Source organism: Methylobacterium sp. Leaf123 (genome assembly GCF_001423405.1).
GTDB lineage: Bacteria > Pseudomonadota > Alphaproteobacteria > Rhizobiales > Beijerinckiaceae > Methylobacterium.
In genome coordinates this window covers 68,794-90,660 of the sequence record NZ_LMNS01000006.1, presented here as the reverse complement: position 1 = coordinate 90,660, position 21,867 = coordinate 68,794, and the positions used below count along the sequence as shown (strand labels likewise).

Here is a 21,867-nt window from a genome sequence, read left to right as displayed (position 1 = left end):
TTTCAGTTCAGTTTTTTCCGTTTTCCATTCCCCGGCGCGGGAGGCATAACGGCAGCCAAGGTCATCCGCCGCGCGTGCCTCGGTATGCGCAGCAGCACCCGACAGAGGTGTGGGAATGGCCGCGACGGATGGGAGCGCTGGACACGCAGCAGGAGCGCGCATGAATGCGGCGCCGGGCTGACGCATCGAGGGTTCGGTCCTTTGGAGGCGACCGGCGCGGCTGCACGCGCCGCGACGCGAGCGGCACGATGGCCGCTTCGCCGCTCCGGGACGATCAACGATCCGACATCGCAGGGGTACGGTCCCGGCCGGCGGAAGGCATTTTCGCGCGCGGCTTTGCGGCGGGGCTGAACGACGTTTCGCGGCGGGCTTGCGCCCGCCATCAGGATCGGGCGGGATCGCGGCCGCGAAGGGCCGCTCCGCCCAGAACGACTTAATTGGAGGAAATTCTCATGGCGGCAACGAGACGTCCGGGACGCAACCACCTGTTCGTTCCCGGCCCGACCAACATCCCGGACCGGGTGATGCGCGCCATGATGGTGCAGTCCGAGGATCACCGCTCGGTCGATTTCCCGTCCCTGACGAAGCCGCTGTTCGAGGACACCAAGAAGGTGTTCGGCTCGACCGACGGCACGATCTTCCTGTTCCCGGCCTCCGGCACGGGCATCTGGGAATCGGCGCTGGCCAATACGCTCGCCCGTGGCGACAAGGTGCTGGCTGCCCGCTTCGGCCAGTTCAGCCATCTCTGGATCGACATGGCCCAGCGCCTCGGCCTGGACGTCGTCGTCCAGGAGGAGGAGTGGGGCACCGGCGCCAAGCCCGAGAAGATCGAGGAGGCTCTGCGCGCCGACAAGAACCATGAGATCAAGGCCGTCATGGTGGTCCATAACGAGACCGCGACCGGCGTGACCTCCAATATCGGCGCCGTGCGCAAGGCGATCGACGCCGCCGGCCACCCGGCCCTGCTGTTCGTGGACGGCGTGTCCTCCATCGGCTCGCTGCCCTTCAAGGCCGACGAGTGGAAGGTCGATTGCGCCATCGCCGGCTCCCAGAAGGGCCTGATGCTGCCCGCCGGCCTCGGCGTGATCTGCGTCAGCCAGAAGGCGCTCAAGGCCGCCGAGGGCCAGTCCGGCCGCAACGACCGGCTCGCCCGCGTCTACTTCGACTGGGAAGACCAGAAGAAGCAGAACCCGACCGGCTACTTCCCCTACACCCCGCCGCTGCCGCTGCTCTACGGCCTGCGCGAGGCGCTCGCCTGCCTGTTCGAGGAAGGCCTGGAGAACGTCTACCACCGCCACGCCGTGCTCGGTGAGGCGACCCGTCAGGCCGTGGCCGCCTGGGGCTTGAAGACCTGCGCCAAGTCGCCGGAATGGAACTCCGACACCGTCACCGCCATCATGGCGCCCGAGGGTGTGGATGCGGCCAAGATCATCAAGCACGCCTATGTGCGCTACAACCTCGCGCTCGGCGCCGGCCTGTCCCAGGTCGCGGGCAAGGTGTTCCGCATCGGCCACGTCGGCGACCTGAACGAACTCTCGCTGCTCGGCGCGATCGCCGGCGCCGAGATGTCGCTCATCGACAACGGCGTGAACGTGACCCCCGGTTCGGGTGTCGCCGCCGCCTCCAGCTACCTGCGCGAGAACCCCCTCGCGAAGGCCTAAATACTGGGCCTGATATCTGGGCCTGATTTTTGGGGGCGGCGCCGGTTCCAACGGCGCCGCTTCCGCTAAATAGAGAAAGGCGCCCCGCGGAACGGCCGGCTCATCGGCGGTCCGCGGGAGACGCTTCGAGACAGGTGAGGAACGGGGCCGGCACTGTGCCTCACGAATCGCCCGGTCGCTGACCGTTCTCGCTCCGGCGACGACGGGGCGGCCGGAGTTTTGTGAGCGACAGGATTGCCCGCCGGTCGATCCGGAAGGGGTCCAGAATGACAAAGAAAGTCGTCTTCCTCGATCGCGAGTCGCTCGACGCGACCGTGCGCGAATTCAACTTCCCGCACGAGTACAAGGAATACGAGTCGACCTGGACGCCGGAGGAGATCGTCGAGCGCCTTCAGGGCGCCGAGATCGCGATGATCAACAAGGTGCCGATGCGCGCCGATACGCTGAAGCAGCTTCCTGACCTGAAGCTGATCGCGGTGGCCGCCACGGGCACGGACGTCGTCGACAAGGCCGCGGCGAAAGCCCAGGGCATCACGGTCGTCAACATCCGCAACTACGCCTTCAACACCGTGCCCGAGCACGTGGTCGGCCTGATGTTCGCGCTGCGCCGGGCGATCGTGCCCTACGCGAATTCCGTGCGCCGGGGCGATTGGAACAAGTCGAAGCAGTTCTGCTACTTCGACTACCCGATCTACGACATTGCCGGCTCGACGCTCGGCATCATCGGCTACGGCGCGCTCGGCAAGTCGATCGCCAAGCGGGCCGAGGCCCTCGGCATGAAGGTGCTGGCCTTCGACGTGTTTCCGCAGGACGGGCTCGTGGATCTCGATACGATCCTGACCCAGTCCGACGTGATCACGCTGCACGTGCCGCTGACCCCCGACACCAAGAACATGATCGGGGCCGAGCAGCTCAAGAAGATGAAGAAGTCCGCGATCCTCATCAACACCGCCCGCGGCGGGCTGGTGGACGAGGCGGCCCTGCTTCAGGCGCTCAAGGACGGCACCATCGGCGGCGCCGGCTTCGACGTGGTGGCCCAGGAGCCCCCGAAGGACGGCAACATCCTCTGCGACGCTGACCTGCCGAACCTGATCGTCACTCCGCACGTGGCCTGGGCGAGCAAGGAAGCGATGCAGATCCTCGCCGACCAGCTCGTGGACAACGTCGAGGCTTTTGTCGCGGGCAAGCCGCAGAACGTCGTCGAGGCGTAGCCTCTACGGGTATCCCGCTCTCACCCTCATCCTGAGGTGCCGCGAAGCGGCCTCGAAGGAGCCTCCAGGACCCGCGCGATCCCTGGAGCACCCTTCGAGGCCTCCGCTTCGCTCCGGCACCTCAGGATGAGGGCGGGGGTGGGATCATCCGAATAAATGAGGTTTCGACGGTGACGGCCGTCGCCATGGCGACAGGCGCCAAGCCATCCTTATGAAGCGGTCGTGCGCTTATCCGCGCGGCCAGCCAACAGCCAGAGGCACAATGACCAAGAAGCTTCTCTTCCTGTTCGACACCGATGCGGTTCCGAGCGTGTTCGACACGGTCGTCGGCTATGACGGCGGCGCCGACCACATCACCGGCTACGGCAATGTGACGACGGACAATGTCGGCGCGCTCGTGGACGGCACGATCTATACCCGCGGCGGCTCGGAGAAGAAGTCGACCGCGATCTTCGTCGGCGGCGGCAACATGGCCGCGGGCGAGGCGGTGTTCGAGGCGGTCAAGAAGCGCTTCTTCGGCCCGTTCCGCGTCTCGACCATGCTCGATTCGAACGGCTCGAACACCACCGCGGCCGCGGGCGTCGCCCTCGTCGTGAAGGCGGCGGGCGGTTCGGTTCAGGGCAAGAAGGCGGTCGTGCTCGCCGGCACCGGCCCCGTCGGCATGCGCTCGGCGGCGCTTCTCGCCAAGGAAGGCGCCGAGGTGACCCTCGCCGCCCGCCAGCTCGACCGGGCGCAGGCCGCGGCGGATTCCGTCAACAAGCGCTTCGGCGTCAACGTGAAGGCCGCCGCCACCCCGGACGAGGCTTCCCGCGTCGCCCTGGTGAAGGGTCAGAACCTGATCTTCTCGGCCGGCGCCATCGGCATCGAGCTGCTGCCGGAATCCGGTTGGAAGGACGAGGCCTCGATCGAGATCGTCGCCGACTACAACGCCCAGCCCCCGCTCGGCTTCGGCGGCATCGACGCCATGGACAAGGCCAAGGAGCGCCACGGCAAGAAGAGCTTCGGCGCCCTCGGCATCGGCGGCCTGAAGCTCAAGCTGCACCGCGCCTGCATCGCCAAGCTGTTCGAATCGACCGAAGGCGTGTTCGACGCCGAGGAGATCTACGCGCTCGCCAAGGAAATGGCCTGACGCTCCCGGTCTGAAGGCAGCGCCGGCCCATGTCGGCGCTGCCCCGTGCTAACCAACAAGAATCGGAAGGGGAGGGACCCATGGCCGCGAACGAGACGATCGAAACATTCCTCGACGGCCTGGCGAGCTCGGCCCCGACCCCCGGCGGCGGCGGTGCCGCGGCGATCTCCGGCGCCATGGGCGCGGCGCTGGTCTCGATGGTCTGCAACCTCACCATCGGCAAGAAGAAGTATGTCGAGGTCGAAGCCGACCTGAAGCAGGTGCTGGAGAAGTCGGAAGGCTTGCGCCGCACGCTCACCGGCATGATCGCCGACGACGTCGAGGCGTTCGACGCGGTGATGGGCGCCTACGGGCTGCCGAAGACCACCGACGAAGAGAAGGCCGCGCGCGCTGCCACGATTCAGGAGGCGCTCAAGACCGCGACCGACGTGCCGCTCGCTTGCTGCCGCGTCTGCCGCGAGGTGATCGATCTAGCCGAGATCGTCGCCGAGAAGGGCAATCTCAACGTGATTTCGGATGCCGGTGTCGCGGTGCTCTCGGCCTATGCCGGCCTGCGCTCGGCGGCCCTCAACGTCTACGTCAACGCCAAGGGTCTCGACGACCGTGCCTTCGCCGAGGAGCGGCTGAAGGAGCTGGAAGGCCTTCTGGCCGAGGCGGGCGCGCTCAACGAGCGGATCTACGAGACCGTGAAGTCCAAGGTGAACTGAGCCGTTCGGTTCGTCGCTCCGCGTCCCTCGCCATCATCGCGAGGGATGCGAAGCGATCCAGCGGAACGACGTTTCCGGGCAGGGCTGAGCCCTCGATTGCTTCGGCCCCGCCTCGCCATGACAAGGGAGCGCAAGGACCGAGAGCGGATGTCCGCCGTCCAACCCTGCCCCTCATCCTGAGGTGCCGCGAAGCGGCCTCGAAGGATCCTCCAGGACCCGCGCGATTTCTGGACGATCCTTCGAGGCCCGCTCACGCGGGCACCTCAGGATGAGGGCAAGGGCAGGACGAGCGTTGCTAAACCCCCAGTGCCCGCACCGCCCGATCCTCAGTTTAGAAGCCCGCTAAGTCACTGACGGGCAAGCAAACTGAAGCACTACAAAAGAAAAAATTGAGAGCTGACCCGCTTCCCGAAAAGTAATTTTTCCGCGAAGGTCGGCCCAACAAAAACGACGGAAACGCGAAGGAGGTCTCGATGGACGTTCACGAGTACCAAGCCAAGGAGCTGCTCGCGAGCTTCGGGGTCGCCGTCCCGAAGGGCGCCGTGGCCTTCAGCCCGGATCAGGCGGTCTATGCGGCGACCGAGCTCGGTGGCTCGTTCTGGGCGGTGAAGGCCCAGATCCATGCCGGCGCCCGCGGCAAGGCCGGTGGGATCAAGCTCTGCCGCACCTACAACGAAGTGCGCGACGCCGCCCGCGACCTGCTGGGAAAACGCCTCGTAACGCTCCAGACCGGCCCCGAGGGCAAGCCGGTACAGCGCGTCTACGTCGAGACCGCCGATCCGTTCGAGCGTGAACTCTATCTCGGCTACGTGCTGGACCGGAAGGCCGAGCGCGTCCGCGTCATCGCCTCCCAGCGCGGCGGCATGGACATCGAGGAGATCGCGGCCAAGGAGCCCGAGGCGCTGATCCAGGTCGTGGTCGAGCCGGCGGTGGGCCTGCAGCAGTTCCAGGCCCGCGAGATCGCGTTCCAGCTCGGCCTCAACATCAAGCAGGTCTCGGCCGCGGTGAAGACCATCATGAACGCCTACCGGGCGTTCCGCGACTGCGACGGCACCATGCTGGAGATCAACCCGCTCGTCGTCACCAAGGACGACCGGGTGCTGGCGCTCGACGCCAAGATGTCCTTCGACGACAACGCCCTGTTCCGCCGCCGCAACATCGCGGACATGCACGACCCGTCGCAGGGCGATCCCCGCGAGGCCCAGGCCGCCGAGCACAATCTCAGCTATATCGGCCTCGAGGGCGAAATCGGCTGCATCGTCAACGGCGCGGGCCTGGCCATGGCGACCATGGACATGATCAAGCACGCGGGCGGTGAGCCGGCGAACTTTCTCGATGTCGGCGGCGGCGCCTCGCCCGACCGCGTCGCGACGGCCTTCCGGCTCGTGTTGTCCGACCGCAACGTGAAGGCGATCCTCGTCAACATCTTCGCCGGCATCAACCGCTGCGACTGGGTCGCGGAGGGCGTGGTGAAGGCCGCGCGCGAGGTGAAGATCGACGTACCGCTCATCGTGCGGCTCGCCGGCACGAACGTCGACGAGGGCAAGAAGATCCTCGCCGAGAGCGGGCTCGACCTCATCACCGCCGACACCCTTACGGAAGCCGCGCGCAAGGCTGTCGAAGCCTGCCACGGCGCCAAGCACTGACGAACGGGGGAGGAATCACGCCATGAGCATTCTCATCGACGAGAAGACCCCGATCATCGTCCAGGGTATCACGGGCGACAAGGGCACCTTCCACGCCAAGGAAATGATCGCCTACGGCTCCAACGTCGTCGGCGGCGTCACCCCGGGCAAGGGCGGCAAGACCCATTGCGGCGTGCCGGTGTTCAACACCGTCAAGGAGGCCGTGGAGGCGACCGGCGCCACCACTTCGATCACCTTCGTGGCGCCCCCCTTCGCGGCGGACGCGATCATGGAGGCGGCCGATGCCGGCCTCAAGCTCGTCTGCTCGATCACCGACGGCATCCCCGCTCAGGACATGATGCGGGTGAAACGCTACCTGCGGCGCTATCCCAAGGAGAAGCGCACGATGGTGGTGGGCCCGAACTGCGCGGGCATCATCTCGCCGGGCAAGTCGATGCTCGGCATCATGCCCGGCCACATCTACCTGCCGGGCAAGGTCGGCGTCATCTCCCGCTCCGGAACCCTCGGCTACGAGGCCGCCGCGCAGATGAAGGAGCTTGGCATCGGCATCTCGACCTCCGTCGGCATCGGCGGCGATCCGATCAATGGCTCCTCCTTCCTCGACCACCTCGCTCTGTTCGAGCAGGATCCCGAGACGGAGGCCGTGCTGATGATCGGCGAGATCGGCGGTCCGCAGGAGGCCGAGGCCTCGGCCTGGATCAAGGAGAACTTCTCCAAGCCCGTGATCGGCTTCGTGGCCGGCCTCACCGCCCCCAAGGGCCGCCGCATGGGGCATGCCGGCGCGATCATCTCGGCGACCGGCGACAGCGCCGCGGAGAAGGCCGAGATCATGCGCTCTTATGGCCTGACCGTGGCGCCCGATCCGGGCTCCTTCGGCAGCACCGTGGCCGACGTGCTCGCCCGCGCGGCGTGATCCGCCCGTCCCCTCTTCCGTGCGGGGAGGGGGCTTTGGGGTGGTGCGAACGGCACCGCCTCACCTGACCCTGAACGACCCGCCCCTCCTCGCTTCGGCCTCGCGCTCGGGAGGAGGGGCCTCGTGGATCGGAGTGATCCACCGTCCCGCAGGCCTGTCCACGGGAGTCCGACAAAAAGAACCTCGCCAGGGGGGATCCCATGACCAAGACGCTGCACGCCCGGCCGTCAGCCGCGACCGACACGACCTTCGCGCCGCCGGTCATCACCGGCACGGCCACCGAAGACGCCCTCGACATCCTGTTCCACGCCCTGCTCGACGTGGCCCGCCGCCACGATCCCGAGCTGGAGGACGTGCTGCACGGCCGCGCCGACATCTCTTCCTTCACGCCGGAGATGCTGGCGCGCGCGCTTCAGGTGCAGGGCATCTGGTTCCAGCTCGTCTCGATCGCCGAGCAGAACGCGGCCATGCGCCGCCGCCGCCATGTCGAGCGCGACCAGGGCCGCGAGGCGCTGAACGGCTCCTTCGCCAAGGTGTTGGCCGAGGCCTCCGCCCGGGGCATCGGCCCGCAGCAGATCCACGCGCTGCTCAAGGATCTGCGCATCCGCCCGACCATCACCGCGCATCCCACCGAGGGCAAGCGGGTGACGGTGCTGGAGAAGCTGCGCCGGATCTACCTCGTGCTGCGCGAGCTGGAACTGCCGCGCTGGACCGAGCGCGAGCGCAACGGCCTGATGAACGAGCTGCGCGACCAGATCGAGCTGATCTGGATGACGGGCGAGCTGCATCTGGAGAAGGCCACCGTCGAGCGCGAGGTCGCTTGGGGCCTGCACTTCTTCGACGAGACCCTGTTCGAGATGCTGCCCGAGATGCTGCTCTCGCTCGAAGAGAGCCTCGCGCAGTACTATCCCGACGAGACCTTCGAGGTGCCGCCCTTCTTCCAGTTCGGAAGCTGGATCGGCGGCGACCGCGACGGCAACCCCTACGTCACCGCCAGCGTGACCCGCGAGACGCTTCAGCGCAACGCCCTGGCGTCGCTGCGGCGCTACCGCGACGGCATCACCCATCTCGGCCGAGTGCTCTCGATTACCGAACGCTCGCTGCCGGTGCCCGAGACCTTCCGCAGCGAACTCGCGCATATGCTGGCCGAGTCCGGCGACGCGCGGGCGATCGCCAACCGCAATCCCGGCGAGGCCTACCGCCAGTTCCTCTCCTGCGTGCTGCGCAAGCTTGAAGCGACGATCGCCCGCAACAAGGGCGCCCGCTCGGTCGGCCCGGATTATCCGAGCGCGGACGGGCTCATCAACGATCTGCGCACCCTGGAGAAGGGGCTGGCCGACGCCAAATGCGGGGCGCTCGCCACCGACATCGTGCGGCCCGTGCGGCGGATGGTCGAGATCTTCCGCTTCTCGACCGTGCGGCTCGATCTGCGCGAGAACTCGACCCGCACCACCAAGACGCTGCATGCGCTTTGGAAGCTGCGCAACGGCGACCGCGAGCCGCCGGAGCTGGATTCGCCGGCCTGGAAGGACTGGCTGCTCACCGAGCTGGCCCGGCCGCGCACACCCGAAACCTCGTTCGAGGATTTCGCCGACCGTCTGCCCGACGACGCGCGCGAGACGCTCGCGACTTTCGCGCTGGTCGGCGAGATGCGCGACACCCTCGACCGCGAGGCCTTCGGCGCCTTCATCCTGTCGATGACCCGCTCCACCGTCGATGTGCTCGGCGCCTACCTGCTGGCCAAGGAGGCTGGCATCTTCCTCGACGCGACGGGCACCGAGATCTGCCCGCTGCCGATCGTGCCGCTGTTCGAGACCATCGACGACCTGCGCGCCGCCCCGGCCATCATGAAGGAGCTGCTCGGCATCCCCGTGGTGCGCCGCTCCACCCGCTGGCAGGGCGGGGTGCAGGAAGTGATGATCGGCTATTCCGATTCCAACAAGGATGGCGGCTTCATCGCCTCGAACTGGGAGCTCTACAAGGCGCAGGTGCGGCTCACCGTGCTCGGCAACCATCTCGGCGTGCCGATCGCCTTCTTCCACGGCCGCGGCGGTTCGGTGAGCCGCGGCGGCGTGCCGACCCATCGCGGCATCGCCGCCCAGCCGCCGGGCTCGATTCAGGGCCGCTTCCGCATCACCGAGCAGGGCGAGGTCGTCTCGTTCAAATACGCCAATCGCGGCACCGCCGCCTACCAGATGGAGCTGCTGGCGGCTTCCGTCTTCGAGCACGCGCTCCTCTCGGAGGGCAACGGCAACGGCTCGCGCGCCGAATTCGACGACGCGCTGGAGGCGCTCTCCGGCGCCTCGCGGGCGGCCTATGTCAACCTGCTCCAGGCCGAGGGCCTCGTCGATTACTTCCAGGCGGCGAGTCCGCTCGACGAGATCTCGCTGCTCAATATCGGCTCGCGCCCGGCCCGGCGCTTCGGCGCCAAGTCGCTCTCGGATCTGCGCGCGATCCCCTGGGTGTTCGCGTGGTCGCAGAACCGGCACGTCATCACCGGCTGGTACGGTGTCGGCTCGGGGCTCAAGAGCTTCATCGATGTCCGCGGCGAGGCGGGCGAAGCCCTACTGAAGCGGCTGTTCCGGGATTGCCGGGTGTTCCGCCTCGTCCTCGACGAGGTCGAGAAGACCCTGCTGATGGTCGATCTCGAAATCGCCCGCGACTATGCCGGCCTCGTCGAGGACGAGGGTATTCGCGCCCGCATCTTCGGGATGATCGAAGCGGAATACGCGCTGACGCGGACGATGGTCCTGCGGGTGTCGGGCGACAGCGAACTCGCTCAGCGCTTCCCGCAATTCAGCGAACGCCTGCGCGGGCGGCTGCCGACCATCAATCAGGTCAGCCGCGAGCAGGTCGAGCTGCTGCGCCGCTACCGCAACGAGACCGACGAGGACAAGCGCGAGGCGGTGAAGTCCGCGCTGCTGCTGTCGATCAACTGCATCGCCGTCGGCTTCGGTGCGACTGGATAATGCATACAATCTCGGCGACGTGTTCCGGGCCCGGCTGGACGGCCGGCTCGGGCGCGCGAGATAGAACATCGTCCCGAAAGGTGGCCGCCGGCTTTCGGAAAAGGGCGATGCTTTTCAAGTGCGGCATGCGTCTCCCAGGCGTGACCGCGCGCACGACAAGACGGTCTCACAGAACGGAGGATTCCCCATGAGCTTCACCCTGATCCAGCAGGCCACCCCGCGCCTGCACCGCTCCGAACTCGCGGTTCCCGGCTCCAACCCGACCTTCATGGAGAAGTCGGCCGCCTCGAAGGCCGACGTGATCTTCCTCGATCTCGAGGACGCGGTTGCGCCCGACGACAAGGAGCAGGCCCGCAAGAACATCATCCAGGCGCTCAACGACCTGGATTGGGGCAACAAGACCATGATGATCCGCATCAACGGTCTCGACACCCACTACATGTACCGCGACGTGGTGGACATCGTGGAGGCCTGCCCGCGCCTCGACATGATCCTGATCCCCAAGGTTGGCGTGCCGGCCGACGTCTACGCCATCGACGTGCTGACGACGCAGATCGAGCAGGCCAAGAAGCGCGAGAAGAAGATCGGCTTCGAGGTGCTGATCGAGACCGCGCTCGGCATGGCCAATGTCGAGGCGATCGCGACCTCGTCCAAGCGCCTTGAGGCGATGTCCTTCGGGGTGGCCGACTACGCCGCCTCCACCCGCGCCCGCTCCACCGTGATCGGCGGCGTCAACGCCGATTACAGCGTGCTCACCGACAAGGACGAGGCCGGCAACCGCCAGACCCACTGGCAGGATCCGTGGCTGTTCGCCCAGAACCGCATGCTGGTGGCCTGCCGTGCCTACGGCCTGCGCCCGATCGACGGCCCGTTCGGCGACTTCTCCGATCCGGACGGCTACACCTCGGCGGCCCGCCGCTGCGCCGCGCTCGGCTTTGAGGGCAAGTGGGCGATCCATCCTTCGCAGATCGATCTCGCCAACGAGGTGTTCACCCCCTCCGAGGCCGAGGTCACCAAGGCCCGCCGCATTCTGGAGGCCATGGAAGAGGCCGCCAAGGCCGGCCGCGGCGCCGTCTCGCTCGACGGCCGCCTCATCGACATCGCCTCGATCCGCATGGCCGAGGCGCTGATCCAGAAGGCCGACGCGATGGGCGGCAAGTAAGCTCTTTCCGCATCAAGTGAGGGAATGGCCGGGTTCGCCCGGCCATTTTCGTATGGGGGGGTGCGTTCGGTCGGGGCCGTGGCCTGGGCGGCATCAGCCTTCCGGTACCGGGGTCAGTGCGCGAGCCGTCCGCCGGACGATCCGTCGGCGACAGCACCGCGACGCGCTCCCGGACGCCGTTGGCGAGGCGATCCCGCGCTGTCCAGCACGGATGTCATGACGGCGGATTGCCACGCGAAATAGGGATTGAAGGTCAGCCGCGCGTGGATCTTGTCCGCCTCGCGGTAGCCCCAGTCCGCGTACCAGACCTCCGCGCCGCGCGCACAGGCTTGGGTCGCCGCCTCGTCCTGCCCGTTCCAGCAGATGCGGTCCGTGCCGTGCTCGCCGTAGAGACGGTTCGAGGGGCTGAACAGCACGCCCATATGCGAGAACTGGCTGATGCGCCGCTCCGGCAGCCGGTCGGTGCGCACGAGGATGCGCGCCTCGCTCTCCGGCAGTGCCGGTGCTGCGCCGTACCAGATCAGGCGGCTCGCCGGATGGGTGAAGCGGGTCCGGAACGTGTCGAGCAGGGCCTCGGCGTCGAGCACCGAATCGTGCCGGGCCACGACCATGAAGACCGGCTTGTCATAGGCGCGCGCATCGAGGCGCTGTCGCACGGCTTGGCTGCTGCGATAGAACTGCGCGAACCCGTTGGTCGGCACCGTGAAGTAGCGCACCGCGTTCTGGAGCGGCATGCGCCCGTCGGGCGTCAGCAGCCACGGGCGGAACCGGACGATCAGCGGCGCGACCCAATCGAGCGCCACGGCCGATTGGAAGGCCGGAGAGAACAGCAGCAATCCGGCGATGTCGTCGTGGCTATAGGCGTATTCGGTGACGAGGTTGGCACCTGTGGAGAAGCCGCCGAGATAGACTTCCCCGGCATCGCGGCGGAGCGCCTCTGCCTGCTCCCGCACGACCTGCTGCCACTGCTCCAATTCGACGTCGAGCATGTCCTCGGGCCGGGTGCCGTGGCCGGGCAGCAGCACGGTACGAACGAGAAAGCCGTCGGCGGCGAGTTCCCGGGCGACATCGTGGAAGGACCAGGGCGAGTCCCCGAGCCCGTGCACCAGCAGGATTCCCTTCGTCGGTCCCGCTTTCTTCGATGGGGCGGGGCGCCACTCGCGCGGGGCGTTCAGGGCCACCGCCGTCTCCGACTGCGCTGAGCCGCGGCGGCTCCGCAGCAGGTCGAGCGTCCGCTGCCGGTAATCGGAGAAGCTGGGCGCATCCGGGGGCGGCCCGCCGGGTTCGGCACCGGCGCGCGCACCCGGCGCGATCAGAAGCCCGAGCGCCAGCAGGACGTGCAACACGCGCAACGATGTCATCTCCGGTCTCTCGAAGCGGGGCGGTGGTTGCGGGGGCAGGCGCTGCACCGCCGATCCGCGAAGGCGCGCAGCGGGCTCAAACGCCGGACAGCGCGGTGCGCAGGTCCGCGAAGGCGTCCCGCAGATGCGCGGTGAGCGGCGGCCGCCCTTCGCCTTCGGACCAGCGTTCGATGGCAAGCCGCAGGGCGCCGACGGAAACCATCGCGACCATGCGCAGGGCGTTGCGTCGCTCAGGCTCCGGCCAGAGCCGGTGCAGTGCCTCGGCGGTCACCTGTTCGAGATGCAGGTACTTGGCTTGGTTGCCGGCGCGGAGCTGCGCGTTCGAACGGATGATCCGGTCGATGACGATCGCCTGACCGTCATCGTAATGGGCGGCGAGCTTCAGATGGACGCGCAGCACCGCGTCGAGCGGGGATTGGTCGATCGGCTCGTTCAGGAGGGCGTCGCGGAACACCTCCGGCAGATCGCTCTGCCACGCCGCCAGGATCGCTTCCTTCGAGGCGAAGTAGTGGAAGAAGGTGCGCCGGGCGATGCCCGCGGCCTCGGCGATCGCGTCGAGCGTCGTCGCCTCATATCCCTGGCTGGCGAACAGCCCCAGCGCCGCTTCGGTGACGCGCCGATGCGTCTCGCGCCGCTTCCGCTCCCGCCGGCCTTCCTGGCCTGATTCCGTCAGCTCCATCCCTTCGGCATAGCGATTTTTGCACTGATTGCAAATTTGCACTTAGTGCATTAATTGCCTCGGTCGTGAGAGCCCCGGAGTGGCGATGAAACGTGTGCAATACGACCGTTACGGCGGACCCGAGGTGATGGCGATCGCCGAGTGCGACCTGCCCCCTCTGCGCGATGACGAGGTGCGGGTCGCGACCCGCGCTGCCGCGATCAACCCGTTCGACTGGAAGCTTCGTCGGGGAGCGATGCGGCTCGTGACCGGCCGGCGCTTCCCACGGGCGATGGGGACGGATTTTGCCGGGATCGTCGAGGCCACCGGCGCGGCGGTGCGGCACGTGCAGGCTGGTGATGCGGTGTTCGGCAGCATCGACTTCAAGAAGTCCGGCGCCTTTGCCGAGACGATCATCGTGAACGCTGCCCACCTCGCGGCAAAGCCGTCGCGGCTCTCCTTCGGTGAGGCGGCCAGCCTTCCCATCGCGGCGATGACGGCCTGGGTCGCCCTCCTCGACAAGGCGCAGGTGGGGGCCGGCACCCGCATCCTCATCCATGGATGCGCAGGCGCCGTCGGTGCCTTCGCGAGCCAACTGGCGGTCGCCCACGGCGCCGAGGTGACGGGCACATGCGGACCGGACTCAATCGACACGGCGCGGGCGGCCGGCGTGACCTCGATCCTCGCCTATTCCGATGTGAAGGCCGCGATACCGGGGGCCCGGTTCGATGCCGTCTTCGATACGATCGGGACGCTCGATGCCGGCGTCGGACTGGCGATGCTGGCGCCCAAGGGCGTCTTCATCGACATCAACCCCACCCCGGCCCGGATGCTGCGCGGATTTCTGTCGCGACGCTACCGGCTCGCCTTCGCGAATGCCGGGCTCAAGCATCTCCCCGCGATCGCGCGGCTCGCGCAGGAAGGGGCCTTGCGCCCGAATGTCGGCCGGGAGGCGCCGTTCAGCGAGGCACTGACCGCGATCACGGAGGCGGAAACCGGGCCGCGCCGCGCCGGCAAGACCGTGCTCGTCTTCTGAGCCGGATCGAGCGCGGACCGTGGGGGAGGACGGACGCGTCTCCCCTCCCATGCCGCCCGGCCGCGACCGGCCCGAGATGTCCGCCGGGCCGGCCCGGATCCTACTTGTCGTACTTGATGTAGGCGAAGCGCGGATCGGTCGGCGTGCCTTCCAGCCCGGCGCCCTCCGTGCCCGGCTGCCAGCCCACCACCTCCTCGATCTTCCGGGCCAGGGCGAAATCCTTCTCGGTGATGCCCTTGGCCGCGTGATTCATCAGCCGTACCTCGACCCAGGCATAGGAGGCGGTGAGATCGGGGTGGTGCCACGCGGCTTCCGCCAGATGGCCCACGGTGTTGATCACCATCAGCGTGCTCTTCCAGGAGGCGGTCTTGTAGGTCCGCCGGATCCAGCCCTCCTCCAGCCGCCACTGCGGAAGCTCTTCCTTGAGCCGCCGCTCGACCGTGGCGTCGTCGAGGACGCCTTCACGCGCTTGAGTCATCGTTACCCTCCCGTCGAATAGAGCATCATCCCGAAAGGTGGTCGCCGGCTTTCGGAAAAAGATGATGCGAAAACCTGCTTCGGGACCGGCGCATGCGCAAGCGGCGATCGCAGCGATCGGACGCGCGCATGCCGCAGCGGAAACGCCGGGGCCGGCTGTGGACGGGGCGGGAGCGATTCCCTATTAAAAAATTCAACAGAACCCGTCCGCCCCCGCCGGGGACGGAACGGCCTGACCGATAATTCATGAGGACGCCCATGCTGTCACGGCGCGGAATGCTCGCGACGGCGGCTCTGTCGCTGGCGGCGGCGCTGCCGACGGTCTGCCGCGCGCAGGCGGCGGGCGAGACGTTCCGGCTCGGCGTGCTGCCCTTCGGCACCGCCGCCTGGGAGGCCGCGATCATCAAGGCGCGCGGCCTCGACACGGCCAACGGCTTCACCCTCGATATCGTCAAGCTCGCCGGCAACGACGCCGCCCGCATCGCCTTCCTCGGCGGTCAGGTCGATGCCATCGTCGGCGACCTGATCTTCGCCGCCCGCCTCGGCAATGAGGGGCGGGGCGTGCGCTTCTCGCCCTATTCCACCACCGAGGGCGCGCTGATGGTGCCCGCCGGAAGTCCGATCACGGATCTGAAGGGGCTCTCGGGCAAGCGGCTCGGGGTGGCGGGCGGCGCGCTCGACAAGAACTGGATCCTGCTGCGGGCACAGGGCCGCGAGACGGCGGGGCTCGACCTCGAGAACGTCGCGCAGATCGCCTACGGCGCGCCACCACTGCTGGCGCAGAAGCTGGAGACCGGCGAACTCGATGCGGCCCTGCTCTACTGGCAGTTCTGCGCCCGCCTCGAAGCCAAGGGTTTCAAGCGGCTGATCTCGGCGGACGACGTGATGCGGGCCTTCGGCGCCAAGGGCGCCGTTTCGCTGATCGGCTATCTCTACGAGGGCCACACCGTGGCCGACCGGGGCGAGGTGGTGCGCGGCTTCGCCCGCGCCTCGGCCGCCGCCAAGGACGCGCTGGCGAACGAGCCGGCCCTGTGGGAGACGGTCCGCCCGCTGATGGCGGCGGAGGACGACGCCACCTTCACCGCGCTCAAGCGCGACTTCCTCGCCGGCATCCCGCGCCGGCCCATCGCCGCCGAGCGTGCGGATGGCGAGCGCATCTACGCCGCCCTGGACCGGCTCGCGGGCGCGCAACTCCTCGGCGTCGGCAAGAGCCTGCCGCCGGACCTCTATCTCGATGCTTCGGGCAACGGCTGAAGACTTGGCGATCACCTTGCCGATGACGGCTCCGGCCCCGGTCCTGGTCCTCTGACCGTGCGCATGGCCCTGCTCGCGCGCCTCCTCTCCCTCACCGTCCTCCTCGTCCTCTGGCAGGGCCTCTCCGCCTATGCCGACACGCGGACCCTGCCGTCGCCGAGCGCGGTGTTCGCCTTCATCCTGCGCGAGGCGCAGAGCGGCACCCTGTTCTTCAATGTCGGCGTCACGCTCGCCCGGGTCGCGGTCTCCTTCGTGATCGCCATGAGCCTCGGCGTGCTGCTCGGCATCGCGCTCGGCCGCTCGCGCCTCGCCGACCGGCTGCTCGATACCCCGCTTCTCGTCGTCCTCAACACGCCGGCCCTCGTCATCACGGTGCTGGCCTATGTCTGGCTCGGGCTGACCGAGACCGCGGCCATCGTCGCGGTGGCGCTCAACAAGCTGCCCAATGTCGCCGTCATCATGCGCGAGGGCGCCCGCGGCCTCGACTCCGGCTTGGAGGAGATGGCGACGACCTACCGCTTCGACCGGCGGACCTGGATCGCCCATGTGCTGCTGCCGCAGCTCCAGCCCTTCATGGTGGCGGCGGCGCGCTCCGGCATCTCGCTCGCCTGGAAGATCGTGCTGTTGGTGGAACTGTTGGGCCGTCCCAACGGGGTCGGCTTTGCCATCAACTACTACTTCACCCTCTTCGACGTCACCGCGGTGATCGGCTATAGCCTCGTCTTCATGAGCGTCATGCTCGCCCTCGACTCCCTCCTCCTCCAGCCCCTCGACGCACATGTCCGCCGCTGGCGCTGAACCCGGCGCGGAGACGGCGCCGTTGCTCACGGTGCGGGTGGACCGCAAGGTCTACCGCAAGCCTGGCCGCAAGGCGCGCACGGAGGCCGTCGAGGCGGTGCGCGGCCTCGCCTTCGAACTCCATGCCGGCGAGATCACCTGCCTGATCGGGCCGTCGGGCGCGGGCAAGACCACGACGCTGCGCATCCTGCTCGGCCTCGACCGCGACTTCGAGGGCAGCGTGACGCCCGACCCCTCCGAGGCCGGCATCGCGATGGTGTTTCAGGATCCGCGCCTCCTGCCCTGGCGCACCATCGAGCAGAATGTGCGGCTCGGCCTGCCGCGCGAGCGCCGGGGGCGCGATCTCGACGGCCTGTTCGCCTCGCTCGGCCTCGCCGCGTGGCGCGCGCATTATCCCGGCGCGCTCTCACTTGGGATGCAGCGCCGGGTCGCGCTGGCGCGGGCGCTGGCGCTGGAGCCGCGCATCCTCGTCCTCGACGAGCCCTTCGTCTCCCTCGACGATGCGGCGGCCGCCTCCCTGCGCGCGCTGGTGGTCGAGGCGGTGGCCGAGACCGGCACGAGTGCGCTGATGGTGACGCATAACGTGGCCGAGGCCATCGAGATCGCCGACCGTCTGCTGCTGGTCTCGCCCCGGCCGGCCCGGCTGCTGGCGAGCCTGCCCCTCGACCGGCCACGCGGCGAGCGGGACCGCCTCTGGGCCGATGCAACCCGCCAGGATCTGGCCGCCCGCTTTCCCGGCATCGTCGCTCAGTAGAATCACGCCCGAGAGAATCGCGTGCGGCCGAGGTCGCCGACGCGTCGATGGGGCATCGGAGGCGGCCGCAGCCCGCTCTGCGCTGCCCCGTTGGGGATGGCTGCCGTTCCTTAAGGATAAACGGAGCGGTTCATTGCAAAAATTTCCCGGTCGGCAGGAGGCTGATCGAGCAGCGGAGGACCCCGTCGGTGCAGCCTTTGAGGAGCCGGATTGTTTGCAGTGCGGCATCGCAAGCAGGCGCGCCGCGCCCCGCGAGCAGGAATTAAAGTGCCGCGGGCGCATGGGCGATGGGAAAATTTGATCATCCCATGCGAGCAGTGCATTCGTATCCGTGGTAGAGGCGTGAAGCTCGTCAAAACAAACTTGAGAAGTGTGCGCCGCCCATCAAATTGTGCGGTGCAAAAAGCAAAATTGAGCAGGCAAGTTTCCTGATAAAGGCCAGCGCGAGTGCGACATTCGACGCACGAAAGCGAGTTGACGGCGCCCGAAATTTTCTTAGAGTTCGTTCAAGCTTCGGTTCCAGGGAGCCGCTAAGGGATGCGGACCCAGCCGGGTAAGTCGCCGGAAACTATGGAATAATCCTAATTTCTGTGCGGCGGGCGCGAGCTGCCGAGGCGAATATCATCCCTGTCGCAAACAGCAGGTCAATCAACGCTGGGTAGCGGGCTGCTATCCAGCGGCGGATAAGACTTGTCGGAGGAATCCATGAGAGCGGTACATCTCCTCGCACTCGGTGCGGGTCTCGCGGCTGCAAGCCCGGCCCTGGCCAACGAAAGCGTCATGAAGGGCATCGCCAACCCGGCGGAGCAGGTGCTTCAGACGGTCGATTACGCCAACACCCGCTATTCCAAGCTCGACCAGATCAACGCCAGCAACGTCAAGAACCTCCAGGTCGCCTGGACCTTCTCGACCGGCGTGCTGCGCGGCCACGAGGGCTCCCCGCTCGTCGTCGGCAACATCATGTACGTCCACACCCCCTTCCCGAATATCGTCTACGCGCTGGACCTCGACCAGGGCGCCAAGATCGTGTGGAAGTACGAGCCGAAGCAGGATCCGTCCGTGATCCCGGTCATGTGCTGTGACACGGTCAACCGTGGTCTGGCCTATGCCGACGGCGCGATCCTCCTGCACCAGGCCGACACCACGCTCGTCTCGCTCGACGCCAAGTCCGGCAAGGTGAACTGGTCGGTCAAGAACGGCGACCCGTCCAAGGGTGAGACCAACACCGCCACCGTTCTCCCGGTGAAGGACAAGGTCATCGTCGGCATCTCCGGCGGCGAGTTCGGCGTGAACTGCCACGTCACCGCCTACGACCTGAAGTCGGGCAAGAAAGTGTGGCGCGGCCACTCCCAGGGCCCCGACGCCGACATGATCATGGACCCGGAGAAGACGACCCATCTCGGCAAGCCGGTCGGCAAGGACTCCTCGCTGAAGACCTGGGAAGGCGATCAGTGGAAGACCGGCGGCGGCTGCACCTGGGGCTGGTTCTCCTACGATCCCAAGCTCGACCTGATGTATTACGGCTCGGGCAACCCCTCGACCTGGAACCCGAAGCAGCGTCCGGGCGACAACAAGTGGTCGATGACCATTTGGGCGCGTAACCCCGACACCGGCGCGGCCAAGTGGGTCTACCAGATGACCCCCCACGACGAGTGGGACTTCGACGGCATCAACGAGATGATCCTCACGGATCAGAAGATCGACGGCAAGGATCGTCCGCTTCTGACGCACTTCGACCGTAACGGCTTCGGCTACACGCTCGATCGCGCCACCGGTGAGCTGCTCGTCGCCGAGAAGTTCGATCCGGTCGTGAACTGGGCCACCAAGGTCGACATGGACAAGGGTTCCAAGACCTACGGCCGTCCGCTGGTCGTGTCGAAGTACTCGACCGAGCAGAACGGCGAGGACGTGAACTCGAAGGGCATCTGCCCGGCGGCGCTCGGTACCAAGGACCAGCAGCCGGCGGCCTTCTCGCCCAAGACCAACCTGTTCTACGTGCCCACCAACCACGTCTGCATGGACTACGAGCCGTTCCGGGTCACCTACACCCCGGGCCAGCCCTATGTCGGTGCGACCCTCTCGATGTACCCGGCCCCCGGCTCGCACGGCGGCATGGGTAACTTCATCGCCTGGGACGGCGTGAACGGTAAGATCAAGTGGTCCAACCCCGAGCAGTTCTCGGCATGGGGCGGCGCGCTGGCCACGGCCGGTGACGTGGTCTTCTACGGCACGCTCGAAGGCTACCTGAAGGCCGTCGACTCGAAGACGGGTAAGGAACTCTACAAGTTCAAGACCCCGTCGGGCATCATCGGCAACGTGATGACCTACGAGCACAAGGGCAAGCAGCACGTCGCCGTGCTCTCGGGCGTCGGCGGCTGGGCCGGCATCGGCCTCGCGGCCGGCCTGACCGACCCGAACGCTGGTCTCGGCGCGGTGGGTGGCTATGCGGCCCTGTCGAGCTACACCAACCTCGGTGGCCAGCTCACGGTGTTCGCTCTGCCGAACAACTAAGTCGCTTGCGACATAGAGCCTAAAGGATGCCGGCGCGAGAAATCGCGCCGGCATCTTTATGATTTTATGATTATGCTGTAGGGCCTGCTTGGTAGCCGCACAGTTTACGTTGCGGTGCAACATGATGGTCTCGGGAGAAACGTCGTTGTCTTCGATGAAAAGAACCGCTCTTCTTGGTCTCGTCGGTGCAGCCTTGCTCGGAGCGGTTCCCGCCGCCACCGTTGCCTTCGCCCAGGACGCCAAGCCCGAACTCACCAACAAGCTCGATCCGAACGCCAAAGAGATCGACGAGCCGGTGCTCAAGGCCGCCGCGGCGGTGAAAGAAGAGGAAGGCAAGTACTTCGATAAGGACGGTCACCCGACCTTCCACATTACCAACGACGGCAAGAAGGTCGATTGGTTCACCTATTCCGGCTATCGCCGCTATCACGCCGAGTGCCACGTCTGCCACGGCCCGGACGGCATGGGCTCGACCTACGCGCCCGCCCTCAAGGATTCGCTGAAGCGCCTCTCCTACGAGGAGTTCTACGGCATCCTCGCCGGCGGCAAGCAGGAGGTCAGCAACACCTCCAACCAGGTGATGCCCGCCTTCGGCGATAACAAGAACGTCATGTGCTACGCCAACGACCTCTACGTGTACCTCCGCGCCCGCGCTGCCGGTGCCTGGGGCCGTGCCCGTCCGGGCGAGAAGGAAGACAAGCCCGAGAGCGCCAAGACCGTCGAGAAGGAGTGCCTGGGCGGCTGATGACCCGCTCAAGCGCACCCGTTGCGGTCGCGGTCGCCGCGCTCCTGCTCTCAGCAGGGGCGCGGCCCGCTCAGGCGCAGCACCTGCCGGATCTGGTCACGCAGGATGTCCTGCGTGTGTGCAGTGATCCCGGCAACATGCCGTTCTCCGAGCGCAAGGGCGGCGGTTTCGAGAACAAGATCGCGCAGATCGTCGCCGACGAACTGAAGGTCAAGCTGCGCTATTACTGGCTGACCCAGGGGCCCGGCTTCGTCCGCAATACCCTCGGGACCGGCCTGTGCGACCTGATCATCGGCACGTCGGGCGGGGACATCGTCCAGGCGACCAACCCCTATTACCGCTCGGCCTACGTTCTGGTCGCACGCAAGGGCGAGTTGGCGGATCTCAAGCGCCTCGACGACCCGCGGCTGAAGGACAAGCAGATCGGCATCATCGCCGGGACGCCGCCCTCCAACCGGCTGAGCGAGCTGAAGCTCGTCGGCGAGCGGATCCATGCCTACGCGCCCTACGCGTTCGGGGCCGAGCGCAAGCATCAGACGGTCGCGGCGGAAGTGATCGCGGATCTCGCCGAGAAGAAGATCGACGTGGCGATCCTCTGGGGGCCGGCCGCGGGCTGGCTGGCCAAGCAGAGCGGCGCGCCGATGGATGTCGTGCCGCTGCTCCACGAGCCGGGGCGGCCGCCGCTGACCTTCCGCGTCGCGATGGGCGTTCGCCACAACGAGAACGACTGGAAGCGCAGCCTCAACGCCGTCCTGCGCAAGCGCAAGGCCGACATCGAGGCGGTGCTGCGGGACTACGAAGTGCCGCTGCTGGCGGAGGAGGACGGCAAGCCTCTCGACGCCGCGGACGAGTGATCTCGGAAGAGAGGATACAAA

General features: G+C 67.2%; 18 protein-coding genes. 15 read left to right on the top strand and 3 right to left on the bottom strand.

The genetic code is table 11. The annotated features are described in order from the left end of the window. Positions 1-452 precede the first annotated feature (452 nt). The 8 genes from ASF53_RS07405 to ASF53_RS07370 all read left to right on the top strand — a co-directional run bounded on the left by ASF53_RS07405 (position 453) and on the right by ASF53_RS07370 (position 11,398). Positions 453-1,661 carry an aminotransferase class V-fold PLP-dependent enzyme gene (locus ASF53_RS07405; protein WP_056196286.1) on the top strand — a complete coding sequence of 403 codons (1,209 nt, stop codon included), beginning with the start codon at positions 453-455 and terminating at the stop codon, positions 1,659-1,661. 266 nt (positions 1,662-1,927) lie between these two features. Beyond that, a complete protein-coding gene (locus ASF53_RS07400) occupies positions 1,928-2,872 on the top strand; it encodes a D-2-hydroxyacid dehydrogenase (RefSeq protein WP_056196283.1) in 945 nt (314 codons plus the stop codon). A 262-nt stretch (positions 2,873-3,134) separates the two neighbouring features. After that, positions 3,135-4,001, top strand: a complete 867-nt coding sequence (locus tag ASF53_RS07395) for an NADP-dependent methylenetetrahydromethanopterin/methylenetetrahydrofolate dehydrogenase (protein WP_056196280.1) — start codon at positions 3,135-3,137, stop codon at positions 3,999-4,001. A gap of 80 nt (positions 4,002-4,081) precedes the next feature. After that, positions 4,082-4,708: a methenyltetrahydrofolate cyclohydrolase gene (gene fchA / locus ASF53_RS07390; RefSeq protein ID WP_056196276.1), complete on the top strand. Its 627-nt coding sequence runs from the start codon at positions 4,082-4,084 to the stop codon at positions 4,706-4,708. Between the two features lie 473 nt (positions 4,709-5,181). Continuing rightward, the gene (locus tag ASF53_RS07385; RefSeq protein WP_003597633.1) at positions 5,182-6,354 is read left to right on the top strand and encodes a malate--CoA ligase subunit beta; all 1,173 of its coding nucleotides are present in this window, start codon (positions 5,182-5,184) and stop codon (positions 6,352-6,354) included. A 22-nt stretch (positions 6,355-6,376) separates the two neighbouring features. Further along, positions 6,377-7,267 (top strand): succinate--CoA ligase subunit alpha, encoded by an 891-nt coding sequence (gene sucD, locus ASF53_RS07380; RefSeq protein ID WP_056196273.1) that lies wholly within the window; start codon positions 6,377-6,379, stop codon positions 7,265-7,267. Positions 7,268-7,467: 200 nt separating this feature from the next. Then, positions 7,468-10,236 (top strand): phosphoenolpyruvate carboxylase, encoded by a 2,769-nt coding sequence (locus ASF53_RS07375; RefSeq protein ID WP_056196268.1) that lies wholly within the window; start codon positions 7,468-7,470, stop codon positions 10,234-10,236. Positions 10,237-10,423: 187 nt separating this feature from the next. Beyond that, positions 10,424-11,398 (top strand): HpcH/HpaI aldolase/citrate lyase family protein, encoded by a 975-nt coding sequence (locus ASF53_RS07370; RefSeq protein WP_003597628.1) that lies wholly within the window; start codon positions 10,424-10,426, stop codon positions 11,396-11,398. Positions 11,399-11,511: 113 nt separating this feature from the next. Here the strand turns inward: ASF53_RS07370 and ASF53_RS07365 are convergent, their stop codons facing one another. Further along, positions 11,512-12,759, bottom strand: coding sequence for an alpha/beta hydrolase (locus tag ASF53_RS07365; RefSeq protein ID WP_082482530.1), 1,248 nt, complete (start codon positions 12,757-12,759; stop codon positions 11,512-11,514). Positions 12,760-12,835: 76 nt separating this feature from the next. After that, positions 12,836-13,438 carry a TetR/AcrR family transcriptional regulator gene (locus ASF53_RS07360; protein ID WP_056196265.1) on the bottom strand — a complete coding sequence of 201 codons (603 nt, stop codon included), beginning with the start codon at positions 13,436-13,438 and terminating at the stop codon, positions 12,836-12,838. A gap of 85 nt (positions 13,439-13,523) precedes the next feature. Between ASF53_RS07360 and ASF53_RS07355 the strand changes: the two genes are divergently transcribed. Continuing rightward, a complete protein-coding gene (locus ASF53_RS07355; protein ID WP_056196262.1) occupies positions 13,524-14,453 on the top strand; it encodes an NAD(P)-dependent alcohol dehydrogenase in 930 nt (309 codons plus the stop codon). Positions 14,454-14,553: 100 nt separating this feature from the next. On the opposite strand, the gene ASF53_RS07350 is transcribed toward ASF53_RS07355, so the two are convergent. Continuing rightward, a complete protein-coding gene (locus ASF53_RS07350; protein WP_056196258.1) occupies positions 14,554-14,931 on the bottom strand; it encodes a 4a-hydroxytetrahydrobiopterin dehydratase in 378 nt (125 codons plus the stop codon). A gap of 257 nt (positions 14,932-15,188) precedes the next feature. On the opposite strand from ASF53_RS07350, the gene ASF53_RS07345 reads away from it, so the two are divergent. From ASF53_RS07345 to xoxJ, 6 genes are all read left to right on the top strand, one after another. After that, positions 15,189-16,184 carry an ABC transporter substrate-binding protein gene (locus ASF53_RS07345; RefSeq protein ID WP_056196253.1) on the top strand — a complete coding sequence of 332 codons (996 nt, stop codon included), beginning with the start codon at positions 15,189-15,191 and terminating at the stop codon, positions 16,182-16,184. A gap of 63 nt (positions 16,185-16,247) precedes the next feature. Beyond that, positions 16,248-16,982, top strand: coding sequence for an ABC transporter permease (locus ASF53_RS07340; RefSeq protein WP_056196250.1), 735 nt, complete (start codon positions 16,248-16,250; stop codon positions 16,980-16,982). Further along, a complete protein-coding gene (locus tag ASF53_RS07335) occupies positions 16,963-17,736 on the top strand; it encodes an ABC transporter ATP-binding protein (protein ID WP_056196246.1) in 774 nt (257 codons plus the stop codon). Before ASF53_RS07340 ends, ASF53_RS07335 begins: the two co-directional genes overlap by 20 nt. Before the next feature lie 705 nt (positions 17,737-18,441). Further along, entirely contained in the window at positions 18,442-20,247 is a 1,806-nt protein-coding gene (xoxF1, locus tag ASF53_RS07330) for a lanthanide-dependent methanol dehydrogenase XoxF1 (protein WP_056155863.1), read from the top strand. 193 nt (positions 20,248-20,440) lie between these two features. Beyond that, positions 20,441-20,992 (top strand): methanol metabolism c-type cytochrome XoxG, encoded by a 552-nt coding sequence (gene xoxG, locus ASF53_RS07325; RefSeq protein ID WP_200943179.1) that lies wholly within the window; start codon positions 20,441-20,443, stop codon positions 20,990-20,992. Then, entirely contained in the window at positions 20,992-21,846 is an 855-nt protein-coding gene (gene xoxJ / locus ASF53_RS07320; RefSeq protein WP_056196241.1) for a rare earth element methanol dehydrogenase accessory protein XoxJ, read from the top strand. The genes xoxG and xoxJ overlap by 1 nt, the downstream gene beginning before the upstream one ends. The last annotated feature ends 21 nt before the right edge of the window (positions 21,847-21,867 follow it).